This window comes from Leifsonia sp. NCR5 (assembly GCF_002105485.1).
GTDB lineage: Bacteria > Actinomycetota > Actinomycetes > Actinomycetales > Microbacteriaceae > Leifsonia.
In genome coordinates, this window is the sequence record NZ_NCSR01000030.1 from 1 (window position 1) to 15,889 (window position 15,889).

Consider the following 15,889-nt stretch of genomic DNA (forward strand, 5'->3'; position numbering starts at 1 on the left):
GTCCCGGCCTGACCGCCCGCTACGCCCCCGCGGCCACCAGTCCGCGCTCCAGGTCGGCGATCACATCCCTGGCACTCTCCAGACCGATCGACAGCCGCACCAGTCCAGGCGTGATCCCCGCATCCCGTCGTTCCTGCTCGGTCAGCTTGGCGTGGATCGTGCTGCCCAGGTGGATCGCGAGCGTGCGGACGTCGCCGATGTGCGTCATCGGCGTGACCAGTTCGAGCGCATCGATGAACCGCCGCGTCGCCTCCCTGCCTCCCGCCAGGTCGATGCTGACGATCGACCCGGGCCCGAGCGGAAGATACTTCTGCGCCCGCTCGTGGAACGGGTCGCCCGGCAGCCCCGGATAGTGCACCGCCGCCAGCTCGGGACGCCCGGCCAGCCACTCCGCGATCTCCTGCGCGTTCCGGATGTGCTTGTCCATCCGCAGCGACAGCGTCTCGATCCCGTGGAGCAGCAGGAACGTGCTGGTCGGCGGCACCGTCGGCCCGTACTCGAGCACCGTCACCGTGCGCAGGTAGCCGAGGTATGCGCCGGCCCCGAAGCGCTCGACGTACGACGGGACGCCCGGCCGCGGCGCATCCGCCAGGTGCGGGAACCGGTCGGCGTTGGCCGCCCAGTCGAACGTCCCCCCGTCGATCACGGCCCCGCCGATCACCGCACCGTGCCCCGCCAGCCACTTGGAGGTGGAGTGGATCACGATGTCGGCGCCCCACTCGATCGGGCGACAGAGATATGGCGTCGCCACCGTGCTGTCCACCACGAGCGGGACGCCGGCTCGGTGGGCGATCCCGGCCAGCCGCTCCAGGTCGACCACCTGATTCAGCGGGTTCGGGATGGTCTCGGTGTACACGGCTTTCGTGCGGTCGGTGATCCGCGACGCCCACTCCGCCTCGTCGGCGTCGTCGGCGACGTACTCGACGTCCAGCCCCTGGCGCTGCAGGGCGCCGCGGAACATCTCCCGGGTCCCCTCGTACAGCGACGACGTGGCCAAGATGTGGTCTCCGGCACGGGCGAGCGAGAACAGCGCGGCCGCGATGGCCGCCTGCCCGCTGGCCACGACGATCCCGTCGACCCCGCCCTCCAGGTCGGCCAGCCGCCGCCCCGCCACCTGATTGGTGGGGTTCTCGTTGCGCGAATACGCCCGCATCGTGCTGCGTCCGGCGAACCGCTCCTCTCCGTCGTCGAAGTCGGAGAACACGTACCCGGCGGTCTGGTAGATCGGGGTCACCCGCGCGCTGGTCTGCGCGTCCACGACGGCGCCGGCGTGGATCTGCCTGGTCTCGAAGTCAGCCATGCAGCAACTGTACGAATCCCGGCGTGGATGCGCGCACCCTCGCGCAACATTCGGTCGTACGCCGAGGTGCGCTCGCTCAGTGCCGCCCGCTCAGTCCGGGTCGCTCGGGTCCACCGGCGCGTGGTGGTCGAGCGCGACGACGCCGCGCTTCCAGTACCCGCTCGCCGAGACCTGCTCGGCCGGCAGCCCCAGCTCCCTGCGCAAGTAGCGCCGCAACGGGATGAGCGCCACGGCCTCCCCCCCCAGGAACACGTACGTGTCACCGCCGATCGGCCCCAGCTCCCGCAGCGCCGCCTCGACAGTGGATGCGCCACCAGCGCTACCAGCGCCGGCGCCACTGCCACTCAGCCACCGCGCATCCACGCGCTCCGCCACCTCCGCGGGCAGATACCCCGACACGCTCTCGTCCGCCACGAAGAACAGCGCAGACACGGGAACGGCAGGGTCGACAGCGGCCAGCCACCTGCTCGCCGCGGGCAGCGCCGTCTCGTCGGCGACAAGGAGCAACCGCCCGATGCCCTCCGGCGCGAGCTGCGATCCGCGCGGGCCGCCGATGGCGACCACGTCTCCGGGCGTCGCTCGCGCCGCCCACGCCGACGCGGGCCCCTCGTCGCCGTGCAGCACGAAGTCGATGTCCAGTTCGGCCGCGTTCCCGTCCGCCGCCGCCCGGAACGCGAGCGGCGTGTAGTCGCGCGCGATCGGCGTCCCGTGCTCCGGCGGCTCGATGCCGTCCGGCGTCACGGTCGGCACCACGAGCATCCCGGACTGCTGGTCGGGGAAGAACACCTTCACGTGGTCGGCCGGCCCTGCGCTCGTGAACCCATCCAGGTCTTTGCCGCTGAAGGTGACGCGCACCATCGTCGGCACGATCCTGCTCACACGGCGGACGGTGACGTGACGCACGGCGAATTCGTGCCGCAGGCGCTGACGAGCGAAAGGCATTTCCGGGAACTCCAGTCGACGGGGGGCGAACTGTTGATGAGGCCAACCTAACGTAGCCGATCCGGGTCGCACGGCAGGCCACCCCGGGCAGCGGCGAGCACCCCGATTCCGCCGAAAACCCCACAAACCGTCTCGGGCGCGCCAGAATATTGGGATGACCCGACTGACCGTCATCGAGCGGTCGCCCGACCCCGACCTGCCGCAGTCCGGCGCCCGCCGGCCCTCCATCGCCGAGCGCATCCGGAACCTGGGGCAGAACAGGATCGGCGCGCTCCTGCTGCTCATCGCGACCGTCGCCGCGATCGTGTGGGCGAACATCGCCGCCTCGTCGTACGAGGCGTTCTGGGAAACCCACTTCACCGTCGGCGTCCAGGATGTGCACCTCGATTTCACGCTGCACGCCCTCGTCAACGACGCCCTGATGGCGATCTTCTTCTTCACGGTCGGGCTCGAGGTGCGCCGCGAGTTCGCCATCGGAGAGCTGACCAGCTGGTCGCGCGCCGTGATTCCGGTCGTGGCCGCCGTCGCCGGCCTAGTGGTGCCTGCGTTGCTGTTCGTCCTGATCAGTTCCGGCTCGGGGCAGGAGCACGCCTGGGGCGTCGTGATCTCCACCGACACCGCCTTCCTGGTCGGCGCGCTCGCGCTGATCGGGCCGCGCGCGCCGGGGCGTCTCCGGGTGTTCCTGCTGGCCCTGGCGGTCGTCGACGACATCGGAGCGCTCAGCATCATCGCGCTCGTCTACACCGAGAACTTCAACCCTGTGCCGCTGATCGTCGCGGCCGTCTGCCTCGTCGGGGTCTTCTTCACGCGCTACCTGCGGGGCGGCCGGGGACCGGTGTATGCGACCCTCGCGATCATCGTGTGGTTCTCCTTCCTCGCCTCCGGCGTGCATCCCACTCTCGCAGGCGTCGCCATCGCGCTGCTGGTGCCGGTCTACCGGCCGAACCGGCGGGACGTCGAGCACGCCCTCGACCTCGCGCGCACGTTCCGCCAGTCGCCGAACACCGAGTACGCCCGGGCGGCCGCGAACAGCCTGCGGGAGTCGATCTCGATCAACGAGCGCCTCCAGTCCGCGTACGCGCCCTATGTCGCATACGTGATCCTCCCCCTCTTCGCCCTCGCGAACGCCGGGGTGCAGCTGAGCCCGGACATCCTGGCCGCCGCCGTCACGTCCCCGGTGAGCTGGGGCATCCTGGTCGGCCTCGTCGCCGGGAAGTTCCTCGGCGTGTTCGGGTCGAGTGCCCTGATGCGCGTCTTCCGGATCGGCGATTTCGGCGCAGGGCTGTCGCTGGACCGGGTCGCGGGCGGCGCTGCCCTGTGCGGCATCGGGTTCACCATCTCGCTGTTCATCATCGACCTCGCGATCGACGACCCCGCCGTGCAGAACGAGGCGCGCGTCGCCGTGCTGACCGCCTCCGTCGTCGCCTTCCTGCTGGCCGCCCTGATCTTCCGGATCTCGGATGCGCGCCACCCGGGCAAGGAAAGCGGCCGCTTCCTCGCGCGCCCCGTCGACCCGCGCCGCGACCACATCTACGGCCGGGAGGACGCCCGGTACACGCTGGTCGAATACGGCGACTTCCAGTGCGGCTTCTGCCTGAAGGCCACCGGCTCGGTCGAGGAGGTCCGGCGCGAGATCGGCGACGACCTGCGTTACGTCTGGCGCCACGCCCCACTCAGCCACTACCACCCCAACGCCCAGGCCGCGGCGGAGGCGTCGGAGGCGGCAGCGCTCCAGGGCCGCTTCTTCGACTTCGAGCGCAGCCTGTTCGCCGACCAGGAGCACCAGCTGCCCTCCGACATCGTGCGACGGGCTCAGGAGCTCGGTCTCGACGTCGAACGCTTCGAGGCCGACCTCAACTCCGCCGAGGTCGCCGCCCGCGTCCGCGACGACATGCTCGACGCCGAGGCGATGGACATCACGGCCGTCCCGACCTTCTTCGTGAACGGCCGCCGCCACGTGGGCCCGTTCGACGCCCAGTCCCTGATCCGCGCCCTGGAGGCGACAGCACCGGATGCGCGCACCCGGTAGCGGCGAAAGCGGCCCGCGGGGACGGACTCAGGCTGCGCGCCGTAGTCCTACAGTCGTCCGCGCCCCTCTTTGCGCCGCTCGTCCTGCGAGCCGAAGTCATCCACGCCGCCTCCGGGCTGGTCGAGGACGTCGTCGCGCAGCTCCTGTCGATGCTGCTCCTGCTCCTGGTGCTGCTCGCGGAGTTCGTCGTTCTTGTCGTTGTCGCGGCTCATCGATGACCCTTTCGTTGGCCGCGAGCATACCCGCACCCGAACGCCGGCGACAGACCACCGGCTGTCTCGGTGGACGAATGATAGAGGGGCGATGTCGCCGCGGCCAAAGGACGCGGGCGACGGAGAACGTGTGACGGTTATTCCTGCGATCGGTCGAAGGTACTCCCAAGATCCTCGGCTAGGCCGAAAAGCCCGTCAGCATCGCCGACATCGTTTGGCTGCTCCGAGGCGAATTGGGCGACCACCACTCGAGACGTGACACCGTCATCGGAGCGCCTCACGCCCACGAACGCGCTGACACCTGGATTCCCCCCGGTCTTGCGCAGCGTGTAGTCGCGTGGGGCCGACGCTGCTTCTCTGAGTTCGCGGGGAACCGTACGGAGACGCGCGTCCAGCCATGCCGCGGCCGCGCAGAGTTCATGCGCATCGGCAAACCAGTCCACGCCGTCCTGCCACCTCGATTCGATTACCTCGAACGGCGAAGGAAGCGGTCCGGATTCATCGACCAATCCAGTTCCCGTCGCGGGAATCGACTGACCGAGCGGCAAACGGTCCGCACCCCAGCCAGTACGAAAAATCGTTCGCGTCGAATTGAAGGGCTCCGCGCTCGATTTCCCCGTCATGATCCGACGCGCATCGGCAACCGCCTCGCCCCCGAGTTCAGCCCTCAGAAGATCTGCCGCCGTGTTGTCGCTTTCCCCGAGTGATCGCACCGCAGCGTCAAGCACACTGACACGCGTACCCTCTGCCGCTTCAGACAACCGGCCGGCGGGCAATGACCTGACGCGCTCAGTGAGCTCCAACGTGTCTGTCCACTGCAGTTCGCCCTGATCGATCGCGTCGACGACCGCGCCGACGACGAACAGCTTCGACACCGAAGCGAGTGGCAAGCGTTCGCCCTGGCTCGTCCCGGCGACTGCGAGGGGCATGCATACCCCGTCTCTGGCGCCAGCGACGAGAACGGAACTGTGGGCTGGCACTCGAGCTATCTCAGCCGCAACCTGCGCAACCGACTGGCGTTCGGCGTCGCGGTCGACGGCATAGCCGAACCAGAGCATCTCGACAAGCCCGGCGGAGTCCACGCTGGTGTGCATCCGCTGGTACGTGCCCGATTCGGATTTCAGGAGGAGATCGGTGCTCATGGGCGCACCGGTTTCATCGACTGCGACGACCCTCCATGGACCATCTGCGGCCACGCGGTCGAGCGTTTCCCCGAGAACCGCTTTGCGCTCGCCGGCGATCATGCCCCTCGAAACTCGCTCCTGGATGCGCTCGCGATCGACTTCGCCGTTTGCCTCGTTGATGACGCGTAGCAATGAGTCGGCAGCATGCCGAGCGGTCGGCGACTCCTCTGTCGTGGCGCAACCCCCTAAACCTACGACGAGCGCCGCCAAGCAGAATGCTCGGGCGCGCTTTCTCATTGCGCGTCGACGATCGATCGTCGCTTCATGGCGGAACTCCAGGCCCCAGTGATTGCTCGCCGCAAGCGTTGACAAAGGCGTTCCAGATCGCGGGAGACGAAGACGCAATCGCAAGCGACCATCATGAGCGCGAAGCTGGTGAGCCCCATGAACAGCGCTATCCCGAAATGGAAAAGCATCATGGCTGCGACGGCGACGCGTCGTGTCTTTCGCGTCAGCACGAGGAATGGAAAGGCGATCAGCATCACCATCGCTGCGTACGTTCCGAACACAAGCGCTTCGTCGCTGGCGAGGACAAGCGGTGTAAGTGGAGGAAAGAAGTACTCAGGTGTCCTGAGAATGTAATACAGCGCTGTGCCGTCGACCCACATCGGCCCCTGCGCTTTGTACATCCCGCTGAGAAAGTAGACGAGCGAGATTTGAACCATGATGGCACCGACTGCGGCGTTGTGAATCAGCACCATGGGCCACGACGCGTTGATCCTTCGAGCAATTTTCGAGGTCGCGATCGGAATGATCGCCCGCAGGGCCAATCTGTCCATCGACCGCGCAAGCGCGAGGAGCGGAAGGACGATCATCGCGAGGTTGTCTCCCCCATCGATCACCATCGGGTTTGACACCCACAGCGACCAGCTGGTTATCCACGTGGCCAGGACCATTACGCGGCCGCCCACCCCCAGCACGAGCAGAACACAGCAGAGTAGCCCCACATGGAAGACGAATTCGAACCATACTCGCTCAGGCGGAACCATCGCATAGAGGTTTATTGAGCGAGGTTCGCTCGCTAACTGCCCGGGATATAGCCTCCCCTGCCCGAAGAGGTCGTGCCGGGATCCATAATCGCTGATATACAACGACAGCTGTGCAACGCCGACGCCGATTCGGGCGAGCGCGACTCCGAACAGGGCACGGGGCTCGGTCGTCAGACGCGCAACGATCTGTGACCAGCTTCTGATAATCCTGTTCACGCGCTCACCTCGAACCAATCGGATTCGAGCACATCGACTGTGCCTGTCTCGCGCCATTGATGGCGCTCGGACCAGCGCGGAAAGGAATGGAGTACGTACCTGAGCTGCACAGCTTGCACAGTCGTAGCGCATTCTGATTCGAGCGCACGATGCGCAAATCGCACCAGGGCGGCCTCGCCCTGGGTGCGCACCTCCTTTTCCTCCGAGCTCAGGGGAATTTCGTCCTCTTTATCATGAGCGTCAGCAGGCTTCCTGCTCTCCTGATCCGCTCGTAGGCGTGTCAGAATCGGATCCTCAAGGAATACCTGGACCATGCCATTGCTCACGACCCGCGACATTCGCGAGGGGAATAATCGTGAGGACTGGACCGCGTCAATGTGCTCGCTCGTCACATCGCGAAACTTGGTAACTGTGCTGTCTTGACACTTGACGCGAGCTACAAGTCCCCGTTCCTCACTGATGGGACGTGGTGCGAAAAGCTGCCAGTTCTGCTGAAAGTAGGGAGAAAGGACCTCGTTCGCAGCGGGACCATATTTGACGCTGAGCGGGGTTAGCGGCCCGGCCGCCATCAGCACGGAAGAGACATATGCCGTCCCCACCGCGCCGATGACGGCCACAGCGATCCCACGAACTACGGGAATGCGCGGCATTGTGAACTCAGTGATCGAAGATCGTGTCTACTGCAACGCCTCTCGTATCAACATTCAACTTCGCCGCACCGCCCATGAAGTTCTGAATGAATCCACCCTGGCGAAGCACATTCGAAACTGCCTGGGGCGCCTTCGCAGCAGTGAATCCGCGCCCGACTGCGATTCCAACTGCGACAACTGCTGGAATCGCCCTCGGCTCCGCCTTGACCACATCCGGCTCTGCCTGATCGATCGCGACGTCGTAAGCAGACTCGGCTTGAGACTGCGATTCAAGGCCAGCCGCCGCCGCTGGCGACACAGGAAGGCACAACGTCCCTGCAGCTACGAGAGCAGTTGAGATCGTCCTTAGTTTCATAATGTTTTCCGTTCTACATTTCGGATGCACTACTTAGTACACGTAGAATGTACGGTACATGCTAGATGTATGATAGTCCAGCGGCCTCGAGCCAACGATTGCGCCGCTTTCCGCGAGATCGTCACCAATACGAGGAGCCTTCATGAGCCTGTTCTCCAGCACTGCGGTGCTGGTCGCAATCAATGGCGAAACGACCGTTGAGCGATATGGCGCCTGGCATGATCGTCAGACGCCGGTGGCGTGGGCTTCGATCAGCAAGCTCCTCACAAGCGCGGCAGTTCAGGCGCTGATGGATACCCGGGCGTTCGATGCAGCCACGTCCGTTCGGGAATTTCTCACCTCGGCGCCCCCGACCCTTACCGTCGGAGCTCTCGTCGAGCACCGATCCGGACTGGCACGGTGCCTTCCTGAGCAGGAGGCCGATTTCGACGCACCGTACGAGGGCTGGTCCTCAGAATCCTTCGACGATCAGGTGATTCCCCGGCTGCCGGCTCTCATGGGGAGGCCGTCACAGTACTCGAATCTTGGCTATGCGCTGCTGGCCCGCGTGATCGAAGTTGCATCCTGCCTCCCGCTGCTGGATGCCGTACGCACGTTCGTCATCGTCCCCTCCGGGATCGCCGGCAACGCACTTTCCGCGGCCAGTCGAGACGCAGACGTGTGCAGAGCCAAGTCCGTCACCGGTGCGGTTCTGCATGACTGGAGTGTTACTGGCCCGTGGGTAGCGGCCGCGGGGTTCGCGAGCAGCCCGCCCACGCTTGCCTCGATCGTCACTCATCAATCTGCGCCGGGCGGCCTTCTCGACCCGCGCAGGACCCCACGACCGTGGCTAGGCGAGGCTCCGAGGTTCTTTCACGACGGGGCTCTGCGTCATTCCGGCTGCGTTGTCGCTGCCGATATCGCGACCGGAGGTGTCGCTGTCGCTCATGCACTCGGTGGTCCCCGTGGCACGGGCAACATCCTTGCGGCTTCCGCTCTGAAATCGGCGATCCGTCGAGGCAGACGATGAGCGCACGGCTGGGATTTCTGCTCGTCCGCGATGGGGCCCTCATCCTTGGCGACCCTATCGACCAGGGAACGCATCTCCGGTTCTCCGACCTGGGGATCATCGTTCGTCAGCCCGCCGAGGCCGATGTTGGCGTCGTGCCGTGGGAGAGCGTCCACTCGATCACGATCGCGCCCGTTGTCGCGAACTTCCGTCCGCCCGCATGGCTCATGTTCACCGCAGCGGCCGCAACAGCAAGCATCGGGCTCGACTGGCAGCCCCCCGTTTCAGATGTCCCCGTCAGACTGGAGTTGACGACCGCTGGTCGACCTCAATCGCGCGAACTCGTCTGCACCGGGTTCGTCACTCGCGGTTATCGTCGCTCACAGTGCGAATCAATCCAAGCGGCGCTTCGTCTTCTGGTGCGCGACACGGCAGCGCGCCGTCAGATTCTTGCGCATCCAGAGCGTGTCCTCACCCTGGTTCGGTGACGAACCAGCGCGGTTTCCTGGACCTAACTCGCGTCGGGGTCGTGCGAATTGGTCTGGCAGGGCTTCTACACAGAGCCGGCCACGGGACTCGAACCCGTAACCCCCGCTTTACAAGAGCGGTGCGCTACCAATTGCGCCAGGCCGGCAGGCGACGGTCGCCCGTCGTCGGCACCCATCCTACGGGATGGGGTCCTGCGGTTCGGTCAGCCTGCGCTGGGGCTCGGGGACGGTGTCGCGGTCGACGAATACTGGTCGCCCTGCGCCTGCAGCACGAACGCCTTGAAGTCGGCCGCGCTGGTCAGCGAGCCGGTGTACTGCTTGCCGTTGACCAGCACCAGCAGCGCGTTCGTCATCTTCTTGACCGACGAGTTCGGGATGGGGCCGCTCAGCGCCCTGTCGCTCGCGGTCGTCACCCAGGTCTTGAACCGGCCGTCGTCGATGCAGGAGGAGATCTCGCTCGTCTTGGTCGCTCCGGCGTCGCTGACACGCGACTTGATCTGCGCGTCGGTGAGGCCGGGGCCGCCCTCCTTGGGCTGCTTGGTGAACATCGTCGCGTTGAACTTCCAGAACGCGTTCGGCGAGTAGTTCGCGACGCACGCCGCGGCGTTGGCCGCACGCAGCGAGTACTTCGTCCCCGCCGAGTGGCTCGTGTAGATGGCGACCGGATGCACTTCCATCGTCACCGCGCCGTCCTTGACGAGCGGTTCGAGCTGCTTGAGGTTGGTGCGCTGGAAGTCGCCGCAGAGCGCGCAGAGGTAGTCCGCGTACACCCGGATGTCGACGACGCTGCCGCTGGGGTCCGGCGTCGAGGGGATGGGCTTGGCGTCCGCCGCGAGGGCGGGCGTCGGCTTGACGGTGAGGCCGGAGCCGATCAGGACACCGTCGCTCGCCATGTTCTTCGGACCGGGGACGGTCGGGCGGATCGCGCTGACGATGATCAGGGCCACGACCGTGACGACGGCGAGCACTCCGATCACGATGCCGCCGGTCAGCAGCGCCTTGTTCCTTCGATCCTTCCGCTGCTGGGACGTGCGCAGCTGGCGGGCCTTCTCCCTGGCTGCCTCACGCCGTTCGTTGGCAGGGCGGCTGTCGTCGGGGCCGTCGGTCATGAATATCACTTTCGGGGGAATCGCTGGGGCACTGCTTCGGGGCAGTGTGGTTCGGATCGCGCGCTCAGCACGCAACCGGTCGATCGTAATTCGGCAGTCTGGGAATCGTCCAGACGCCGGCTGAATGCGCCGTGGACCCCTGGGTGCCCGTGTGGTCACGACGCCGTCGCCGATGTCATACTATGGGGTCGTGGCACCGTCGCCCCAGGACGACAGTTCCACCTACCCATTCACAACGGATCGTCCGGCACGTACCTGCCGGTGAAGGAGTAAGAAAACAATGGCGTCAGTCACCTATGACAAGGCAACCCGTCTGTACCCGGGTTCCAACCGCCCTGCAGTGGATGCACTCGACCTCGAGATCGCCGATGGCGAGTTCCTCGTCCTGGTCGGTCCGTCCGGTTGTGGTAAGTCCACCTCGCTTCGTATGCTCGCCGGCCTCGAAGAGGTCAACGACGGCAACATCTTCATCGGCGAGCGCAACGTCACCGACGTTCCGCCGAAGGACCGCGACATCGCGATGGTCTTCCAGAACTACGCTCTCTACCCGCACATGACCGTCGCAGAGAACATGGGCTTCGCGCTCAAGATCGCCGGCGTCAACAAGGACGAGCGCGCCTCCCGCGTCCTCGAGGCCGCCAAGCTGCTCGACCTGGAGCCCTACCTCGGCCGCAAGCCGAAGGCGCTCTCCGGTGGTCAGCGTCAGCGCGTCGCGATGGGCCGCGCGATCGTCCGCAGCCCCCAGGTGTTCCTCATGGACGAGCCGCTGTCGAACCTCGACGCCAAGCTCCGCGTCCAGACCCGTACGCAGATCGCGTCGCTCACCCGCCGCCTCGGCGTCACCACGGTCTACGTCACGCACGACCAGACCGAGGCGCTGACCATGGGTGACCGCATCGCGGTCCTCAAGGACGGCGTCCTGCAGCAGGTCGGCACCCCGCGCGACCTGTACGCGCAGCCGAACAACGTGTTCGTCGCCGGCTTCATCGGCAGCCCGGCCATGAACCTGTTCTCGGCCGACGTCACCGACGGCGGTGTCAAGTTCGGCACCTCGGTCGTCCCGATCGAGCGCGAGGTCCTCGCGAACGCCGGTTCGGCCGTCACCATCGGTGTCCGCCCGGAGGACGTCGTCGTCTCCACCACCGAGAACACCGGCCTCAAGGTCACGGTCGACCTGGTCGAGGAGCTCGGCGCAGACGGCTACCTCTACGGCCACTCGGAGATCGACGGCAAGCGCACCGACATCGTCGGTCGTGTCGACGGACGCATGCACCCGAACGCGGGCGACACCGTCTACATCACCCCGAAGCCGGGCCACGTCCACGCGTTCCACGCGGAGAGCGGCGAGCGCCTCGGCGGTGCCGTCGTCGACTGAGGTCGCAACGCATCCTGACAGTGCCGCAGTCCTTCCCGGACTGCGGCACTGTCGTTTTCCCCATCCGCTCCCCCGCCCTCAGCGCTCCCACCCGCATCCGATAGGTTTTCATCATGGCTGGCTCCCTCAACATCACCGCGGCGACGGTCGATCCCGCACTCCTCGACCTCCCGTGGAACCTTCCGCTCGACGAGTGGTCGAGCGAGCACATCGCCGTTCTGCCCAAGGGGATCTCCCGCCACCTGGTGCGCTTCGCGAACCTGTCCGGCTACGTCATCGCCATCAAGGAGACGACGGCAGAGATGGCCACGCGCGAGTACGAGATGCTGCGCACCCTGCAGCGGGTGGACGTGCCGTGCGTCGATCCCGTCGCGGTCATCAAGAACCGCACGGACGACGAGGGCGACCCGCTGAAGGCCGTGCTGGTCACGCGCCACCTCAAGTTCTCGCTGCCATACCGGGCGCTGTTCTCGCAGACCCTGCGGCCCGACACCGCCACCCGACTGGTGGATGCGCTGGCCGTGCTGCTCGTGCGCCTGCACATCGTCGGCTTCTTCTGGGGCGACGTGTCCCTCTCCAACACCCTGTTCCGTCGCGACGCAGGCGCGTTCGCCGCGTACCTCGTGGATGCGGAGACCGGCCAGCTCTACGACGGCGGCCTTTCGAACGGTCAGCGCGAGAACGACCTGGAGATCGCCAGGGTCAACATCGCCGGCGAGCTGATGGACCTCGAAGCCGGCGGCCGCGTGGATGAGGAGCTCGACCCGATCAAGGTCTCCAACGGCATCGTGGCCGCATACCGGTCGCTCTGGAAGGAGCTGACCGGCAGCGAGTCGTTCAAGTCGTCGGAGCGCTGGCGCATCAACCAGCGGGTCGACCGCCTCAACGATCTCGGCTTCGACATCGAGGAGCTCGCGATCAAGACCTCCGACGAGGGCACGACCGTGCGCATCCAGCCGAAGGTGGTGGATGCCGGCCACCACCAGCGCAGGCTGCTACGCCTCACCGGCCTCGACACCGGTGAGAACCAGGCCAGGCGACTGCTCAACGACCTGGACTCCTACGCCGCGACGCTCGGCAAGCAGGGCCTGGACGAGGAGGCGATGGCGCACGAGTGGCTGATGCGCGTCTTCGAGCCTGTCGTGCGCGCGATCCCCGCCGACCTCAAGGGCAAGCTGGAGCCCGCCGAGGTCTTCCACCAGCTGCTGGAGCACCGCTGGTTCATGTCGCAGGCCGAGGGCCGGGATGTTCCGCTCGCCGAGGCCCTGACCTCGTACATCAACGACATCCTCCGCCACCGCCGCGACGAGGCGACCGTGATCGCCCCGCCCACCGAGACCATCAGCATCCCGATCCTGGCGTCGGAGACGGGAACGGGCGACACGGACGACGACGCCGACGACTGGCGCAGCAAGGTCTGACCCCGGCTACAACTGCGAGATGCCAGTAACTGCGCCGATTTCCGTGGAATCCGGCGCAGTTACTGGCATCTCACGAGCCGGGCGGCGACCGCCTGGCTACTTCTTGGCCTCCGCGCGCAGCTTGGCGATCTCGTAGAGCGTGACGCTCGTGGCGATTCCCGCGTTAAGCGACTCGGTGGTGGCAGTGATCGGGATGGACACGATCGCGTCGCAGGTCTCGGTGACCAGGCGCGACAGCCCCTTGCCCTCGCTGCCGACCACGATCACGACGGGCCGGTCGGCGAACGACAGCCCGGGAAGCGACACGTCGCCCCCGCCGTCGAGTCCGAGCACGAAGACGCCGGCCTCCTTGAATGCCTTGAGCGTCTGGGTGAGGTTGGCCGCCATCGCGACGGGCGTGCGCGCTGCGGCGCCCGCCGAGGTCTTCCACGCCGAGGCGGTCATGCCGACCGAGCGACGCTGTGGGACGATGACGCCCTGCCCGCCGAACGCGGCCGTCGAGCGGATGATCGCGCCGAGGTTGCGGGGGTCTGTGATGCCGTCGAGGGCGACGAACAGCGGCGTCTCCCCCTTGCGGATTGTCAGGTCGAGCAGGTCGGCCGGGTGCGCGTACTCGTACGGCGGCACCTTCAGCGCGACGCCCTGGTGCACGGCGTCGCGGCCGGCCAGGCGGTCGAGCTCCGGACGCATGACCTCGAGGATCGGGAGACCGCGACCGGTGGCGATCGACAGGATCTCCTTCACCCGCTCGTCCATCTCGACGCGCGCGGCGATGTAGAGCGTGCTGGCCGGGATGTGCGCGCGCAGTGCCTCGACCACGGAGTTGCGGCCGGTGACGATCTCGCTCTCGTCGCCCGACTTGGCGCGGCGTGCAGCACCGGATGCGCCGCGCGGCGCGGTGTCGCCCCTCCCGCGGCCCTGGCCGGAGCCCTGTCCACGGCCCTCGCCCGGCTTGCCACGCCCGCCCGCTGCGGCGTAACGCTCGCGCGCCGCCTTCGCCTTGCCTGCGGGGTGGTACGGCCGGTCCTCGGCCTTCGGCGTCGGCTTCTTGCCTTCGAGTGCCTGCCTGCCCTGTCCGCCCGAGCCCACCTGGGGACCCTTGCGGCTCTTCCTCACGGCCCCGGCGCGGGGCTTTCCACCCGAGTTCTTCATGATTCGATGCTCCAATGCGACCCCGTCTGGGTGTCTTCGATGGTGATTCCCGCGCTCGTCAGTTCGTCGCGGATGCGGTCTGCTGCCGCAAAGTCTTTCGCCTGCCGTGCCGCCTGCCTGTCGGCGAGCAGCCGCTCGACCAGCTGGCCGAGGGCGGCGTCCGCCGCCGACGATCCTGCGGTGTTCCAGTGCGGGGACAGCGGGTTGATGCCCAGCACCTCCGCCATCGCGAGCGCGTGCCCGCGTGCGGCGGCGGCGGCTTCCAAGTCTTCCGCATCCAGTGCCGCGTTTCCTGAACGCACGGTGTCGTGCAGCACGGCGATGGCCTGGGGGACGGCGAGGTCGTCGTCCATCGCCTCGGCGAAGGCGTCTGGAACGCTCTCGACGCCGCTCCCGGCGAAGCGCGTTCCTGCCAGCCGGCGGTCGACGCGCTCGAAGAATCCGGAGATGCGTTCGAGCGCAGCCTCCGCCTCCTCCAGCGACCCGTCGTGGAAGTCGATGGTCGACCGGTAGTGCGCAGACCCGAGGTAGTACCGCACCACCAGAGGACGCGCGGCGCCCAGCAGGTCGGCCGCGTAGACCGAGTTGCCGAGCGACTTGCTCATCTTCTGTCCGTTGACGTTGACCAGGCCGTTGTGCACCCAGTAGTTGGCGAACGCATCCCCCGCCGCCGTCGACTGGGCGATCTCGTTCTCGTGGTGCGGGAAGCGCAGGTCGAGCCCGCCGCCGTGGATGTCGAACTGCGGCCCGAGGTAGCGCCGCGACATCGCGGAGCACTCGATGTGCCACCCCGGCCGCCCGTCTCCCCACGGAGACGGGAAGGATGCGGACGCCGGCTCGTCGGCCTTGCGCCCCTTCCAGAGGGCGAAGTCGCGCGGGTCGCGCTTGTCACGGGGGTCGGCGTCGGCCGCGGCCTCCATGTTGTCGATGCTCTGCCTGGTCAGCTCGCCGTACGACGGCCAGCTCTTCACGTCGAAGTACACGTCGCCGGAGCCGTCCGCCGCAGCGTACGCGTGCCCACGCTCGATCAGGCGGGCGATGATCTCCTGCATCTGCGGGATGCTCGCCGTGGCCCGCGGTTCGTAGGTGGGCGCCTGCACGCCGAGCGCCGTATACCCCGCGGTGAATTCGAGCTCGAAGCGGTACGCGAGCGCCCACCACTCCTCCGCACTGCCGGACTCCCGGGCCGCCTCGGCGTTGACCAGGATCTTGTCGTCGATGTCTGTGACATTGCGCACCAGGGTGACCCGGTATCCGCGATAGCTCAGCCAGCGCCGCAGCTGGTCGTAGACCAGCGCGGAGCGCAGGTGACCGATGTGCGGAGACGACTGCACGGTCGGCCCGCACACGTAGATGCCCACCTCGCCGTCGCGGAGCGGGATGAAGTCGCGAAGGGCACCGGCCTTCGTGTCGTAGAGTCGCACAGTCACGGCATACAGCCTACGGGCCGAGCCGCGCGGGTGCCGCGCGAGCGTTCGA

At 66.9% G+C, this 15,889-nt stretch carries 15 protein-coding genes and 1 tRNA gene; 6 read left to right on the forward strand and 10 right to left on the reverse strand.

The features are described 5' to 3' along the window. Positions 1-19: 19 nt before the first annotated feature. Positions 20-1,300 carry an O-acetylhomoserine aminocarboxypropyltransferase/cysteine synthase family protein gene (locus B7438_RS18120; RefSeq protein ID WP_085371087.1) on the reverse strand — a complete coding sequence of 427 codons (1,281 nt, stop codon included), beginning with the start codon at positions 1,298-1,300 and terminating at the stop codon, positions 20-22. A 90-nt stretch (positions 1,301-1,390) separates the two neighbouring features. Then, on the reverse strand, positions 1,391-2,242 hold the full coding sequence (locus B7438_RS18125; protein ID WP_085371088.1) for a siderophore-interacting protein: 852 nt from the start codon (positions 2,240-2,242) through the stop codon (positions 1,391-1,393). 154 nt (positions 2,243-2,396) lie between these two features. Between B7438_RS18125 and nhaA the strand changes: the two genes are divergently transcribed. Further along, on the forward strand, positions 2,397-4,271 hold the full coding sequence (gene nhaA / locus B7438_RS18130; RefSeq protein ID WP_085371089.1) for a Na+/H+ antiporter NhaA: 1,875 nt from the start codon (positions 2,397-2,399) through the stop codon (positions 4,269-4,271). A 47-nt stretch (positions 4,272-4,318) separates the two neighbouring features. Here the strand turns inward: nhaA and B7438_RS20645 are convergent, their stop codons facing one another. Beyond that, on the reverse strand, positions 4,319-4,483 hold the full coding sequence (locus B7438_RS20645) for a hypothetical protein (protein ID WP_179150866.1): 165 nt from the start codon (positions 4,481-4,483) through the stop codon (positions 4,319-4,321). Positions 4,484-4,620: 137 nt separating this feature from the next. Next, on the reverse strand, positions 4,621-5,412 hold the full coding sequence (locus tag B7438_RS20650; protein WP_179150867.1) for a serine hydrolase: 792 nt from the start codon (positions 5,410-5,412) through the stop codon (positions 4,621-4,623). Between the two features lie 39 nt (positions 5,413-5,451). On the opposite strand from B7438_RS20650, the gene B7438_RS20655 reads away from it, so the two are divergent. Continuing rightward, complete coding sequence (locus B7438_RS20655) at positions 5,452-5,796, forward strand: hypothetical protein (protein ID WP_179150868.1); 345 nt, start codon at positions 5,452-5,454, stop codon at positions 5,794-5,796. Positions 5,797-5,900: 104 nt separating this feature from the next. On the opposite strand, the gene B7438_RS18140 is transcribed toward B7438_RS20655, so the two are convergent. Beyond that, on the reverse strand, positions 5,901-6,872 hold the full coding sequence (locus tag B7438_RS18140; RefSeq protein WP_085371091.1) for an HTTM domain-containing protein: 972 nt from the start codon (positions 6,870-6,872) through the stop codon (positions 5,901-5,903). Continuing rightward, a complete protein-coding gene (locus tag B7438_RS20660) occupies positions 6,869-7,489 on the reverse strand; it encodes a DUF5819 family protein (protein ID WP_179150869.1) in 621 nt (206 codons plus the stop codon). The genes B7438_RS18140 and B7438_RS20660 overlap by 4 nt, the downstream gene beginning before the upstream one ends. A 530-nt stretch (positions 7,490-8,019) precedes the next feature. Here B7438_RS20660 and B7438_RS18150 point away from each other — a divergent pair. Beyond that, positions 8,020-8,886 (forward strand): serine hydrolase domain-containing protein, encoded by an 867-nt coding sequence (locus B7438_RS18150; protein WP_085371093.1) that lies wholly within the window; start codon positions 8,020-8,022, stop codon positions 8,884-8,886. Next, positions 8,883-9,353, forward strand: coding sequence for a hypothetical protein (locus B7438_RS18155; RefSeq protein WP_085371094.1), 471 nt, complete (start codon positions 8,883-8,885; stop codon positions 9,351-9,353). Before B7438_RS18150 ends, B7438_RS18155 begins: the two co-directional genes overlap by 4 nt. Before the next feature lie 73 nt (positions 9,354-9,426). Here B7438_RS18155 and B7438_RS18160 read toward each other — a convergent pair. Both B7438_RS18160 and B7438_RS18165 read right to left on the reverse strand, forming a co-directional pair. Beyond that, a tRNA-Thr gene (locus tag B7438_RS18160) sits at positions 9,427-9,499 on the reverse strand. Between the two features lie 57 nt (positions 9,500-9,556). After that, positions 9,557-10,462 (reverse strand): thioredoxin domain-containing protein, encoded by a 906-nt coding sequence (locus B7438_RS18165; RefSeq protein ID WP_085371095.1) that lies wholly within the window; start codon positions 10,460-10,462, stop codon positions 9,557-9,559. A 280-nt stretch (positions 10,463-10,742) separates the two neighbouring features. On the opposite strand from B7438_RS18165, the gene B7438_RS18170 reads away from it, so the two are divergent. Together B7438_RS18170 and B7438_RS18175 are read left to right on the forward strand one after the other, a co-directional pair. Beyond that, positions 10,743-11,837, forward strand: coding sequence for an ABC transporter ATP-binding protein (locus B7438_RS18170; protein WP_085371096.1), 1,095 nt, complete (start codon positions 10,743-10,745; stop codon positions 11,835-11,837). A gap of 113 nt (positions 11,838-11,950) precedes the next feature. After that, entirely contained in the window at positions 11,951-13,258 is a 1,308-nt protein-coding gene (locus tag B7438_RS18175) for a DUF4032 domain-containing protein (protein ID WP_085371097.1), read from the forward strand. A gap of 96 nt (positions 13,259-13,354) precedes the next feature. Here the strand turns inward: B7438_RS18175 and rlmB are convergent, their stop codons facing one another. Both rlmB and cysS read right to left on the reverse strand, forming a co-directional pair. Further along, the gene (gene rlmB / locus B7438_RS18180; protein WP_085371098.1) at positions 13,355-14,410 is read right to left on the reverse strand and encodes a 23S rRNA (guanosine(2251)-2'-O)-methyltransferase RlmB; all 1,056 of its coding nucleotides are present in this window, start codon (positions 14,408-14,410) and stop codon (positions 13,355-13,357) included. Then, the gene (cysS, locus tag B7438_RS18185) at positions 14,407-15,840 is read right to left on the reverse strand and encodes a cysteine--tRNA ligase (RefSeq protein ID WP_085371099.1); all 1,434 of its coding nucleotides are present in this window, start codon (positions 15,838-15,840) and stop codon (positions 14,407-14,409) included. The genes rlmB and cysS overlap by 4 nt, the downstream gene beginning before the upstream one ends. Positions 15,841-15,889: the final 49 nt, after the last annotated feature.

What these genes read in the sequence shown, in the direction of transcription:
- B7438_RS18120 (WP_085371087.1), bottom strand. Translation starts at nt 1,300, where the DNA reads ATGGCTGACTTCGAGACCAGGCAGATCCACGCCGGCGCCGTCGTGGAC.
- B7438_RS18125 (WP_085371088.1), bottom strand. Translation starts at nt 2,242, where the DNA reads ATGCCTTTCGCTCGTCAGCGCCTGCGGCACGAATTCGCCGTGCGTCAC.
- nhaA (WP_085371089.1), top strand. Translation starts at nt 2,397, where the DNA reads ATGACCCGACTGACCGTCATCGAGCGGTCGCCCGACCCCGACCTGCCG.
- B7438_RS20645 (WP_179150866.1), bottom strand. Translation starts at nt 4,483, where the DNA reads ATGAGCCGCGACAACGACAAGAACGACGAACTCCGCGAGCAGCACCAG.
- B7438_RS20650 (WP_179150867.1), bottom strand. Translation starts at nt 5,412, where the DNA reads ATGCCCCTCGCAGTCGCCGGGACGAGCCAGGGCGAACGCTTGCCACTC.
- B7438_RS18150 (WP_085371093.1), top strand. Translation starts at nt 8,020, where the DNA reads ATGAGCCTGTTCTCCAGCACTGCGGTGCTGGTCGCAATCAATGGCGAA.
- B7438_RS18155 (WP_085371094.1), top strand. Translation starts at nt 8,883, where the DNA reads ATGAGCGCACGGCTGGGATTTCTGCTCGTCCGCGATGGGGCCCTCATC.
- B7438_RS18165 (WP_085371095.1), bottom strand. Translation starts at nt 10,462, where the DNA reads ATGACCGACGGCCCCGACGACAGCCGCCCTGCCAACGAACGGCGTGAG.
- B7438_RS18170 (WP_085371096.1), top strand. Translation starts at nt 10,743, where the DNA reads ATGGCGTCAGTCACCTATGACAAGGCAACCCGTCTGTACCCGGGTTCC.
- B7438_RS18175 (WP_085371097.1), top strand. Translation starts at nt 11,951, where the DNA reads ATGGCTGGCTCCCTCAACATCACCGCGGCGACGGTCGATCCCGCACTC.
- rlmB (WP_085371098.1), bottom strand. Translation starts at nt 14,410, where the DNA reads ATGAAGAACTCGGGTGGAAAGCCCCGCGCCGGGGCCGTGAGGAAGAGC.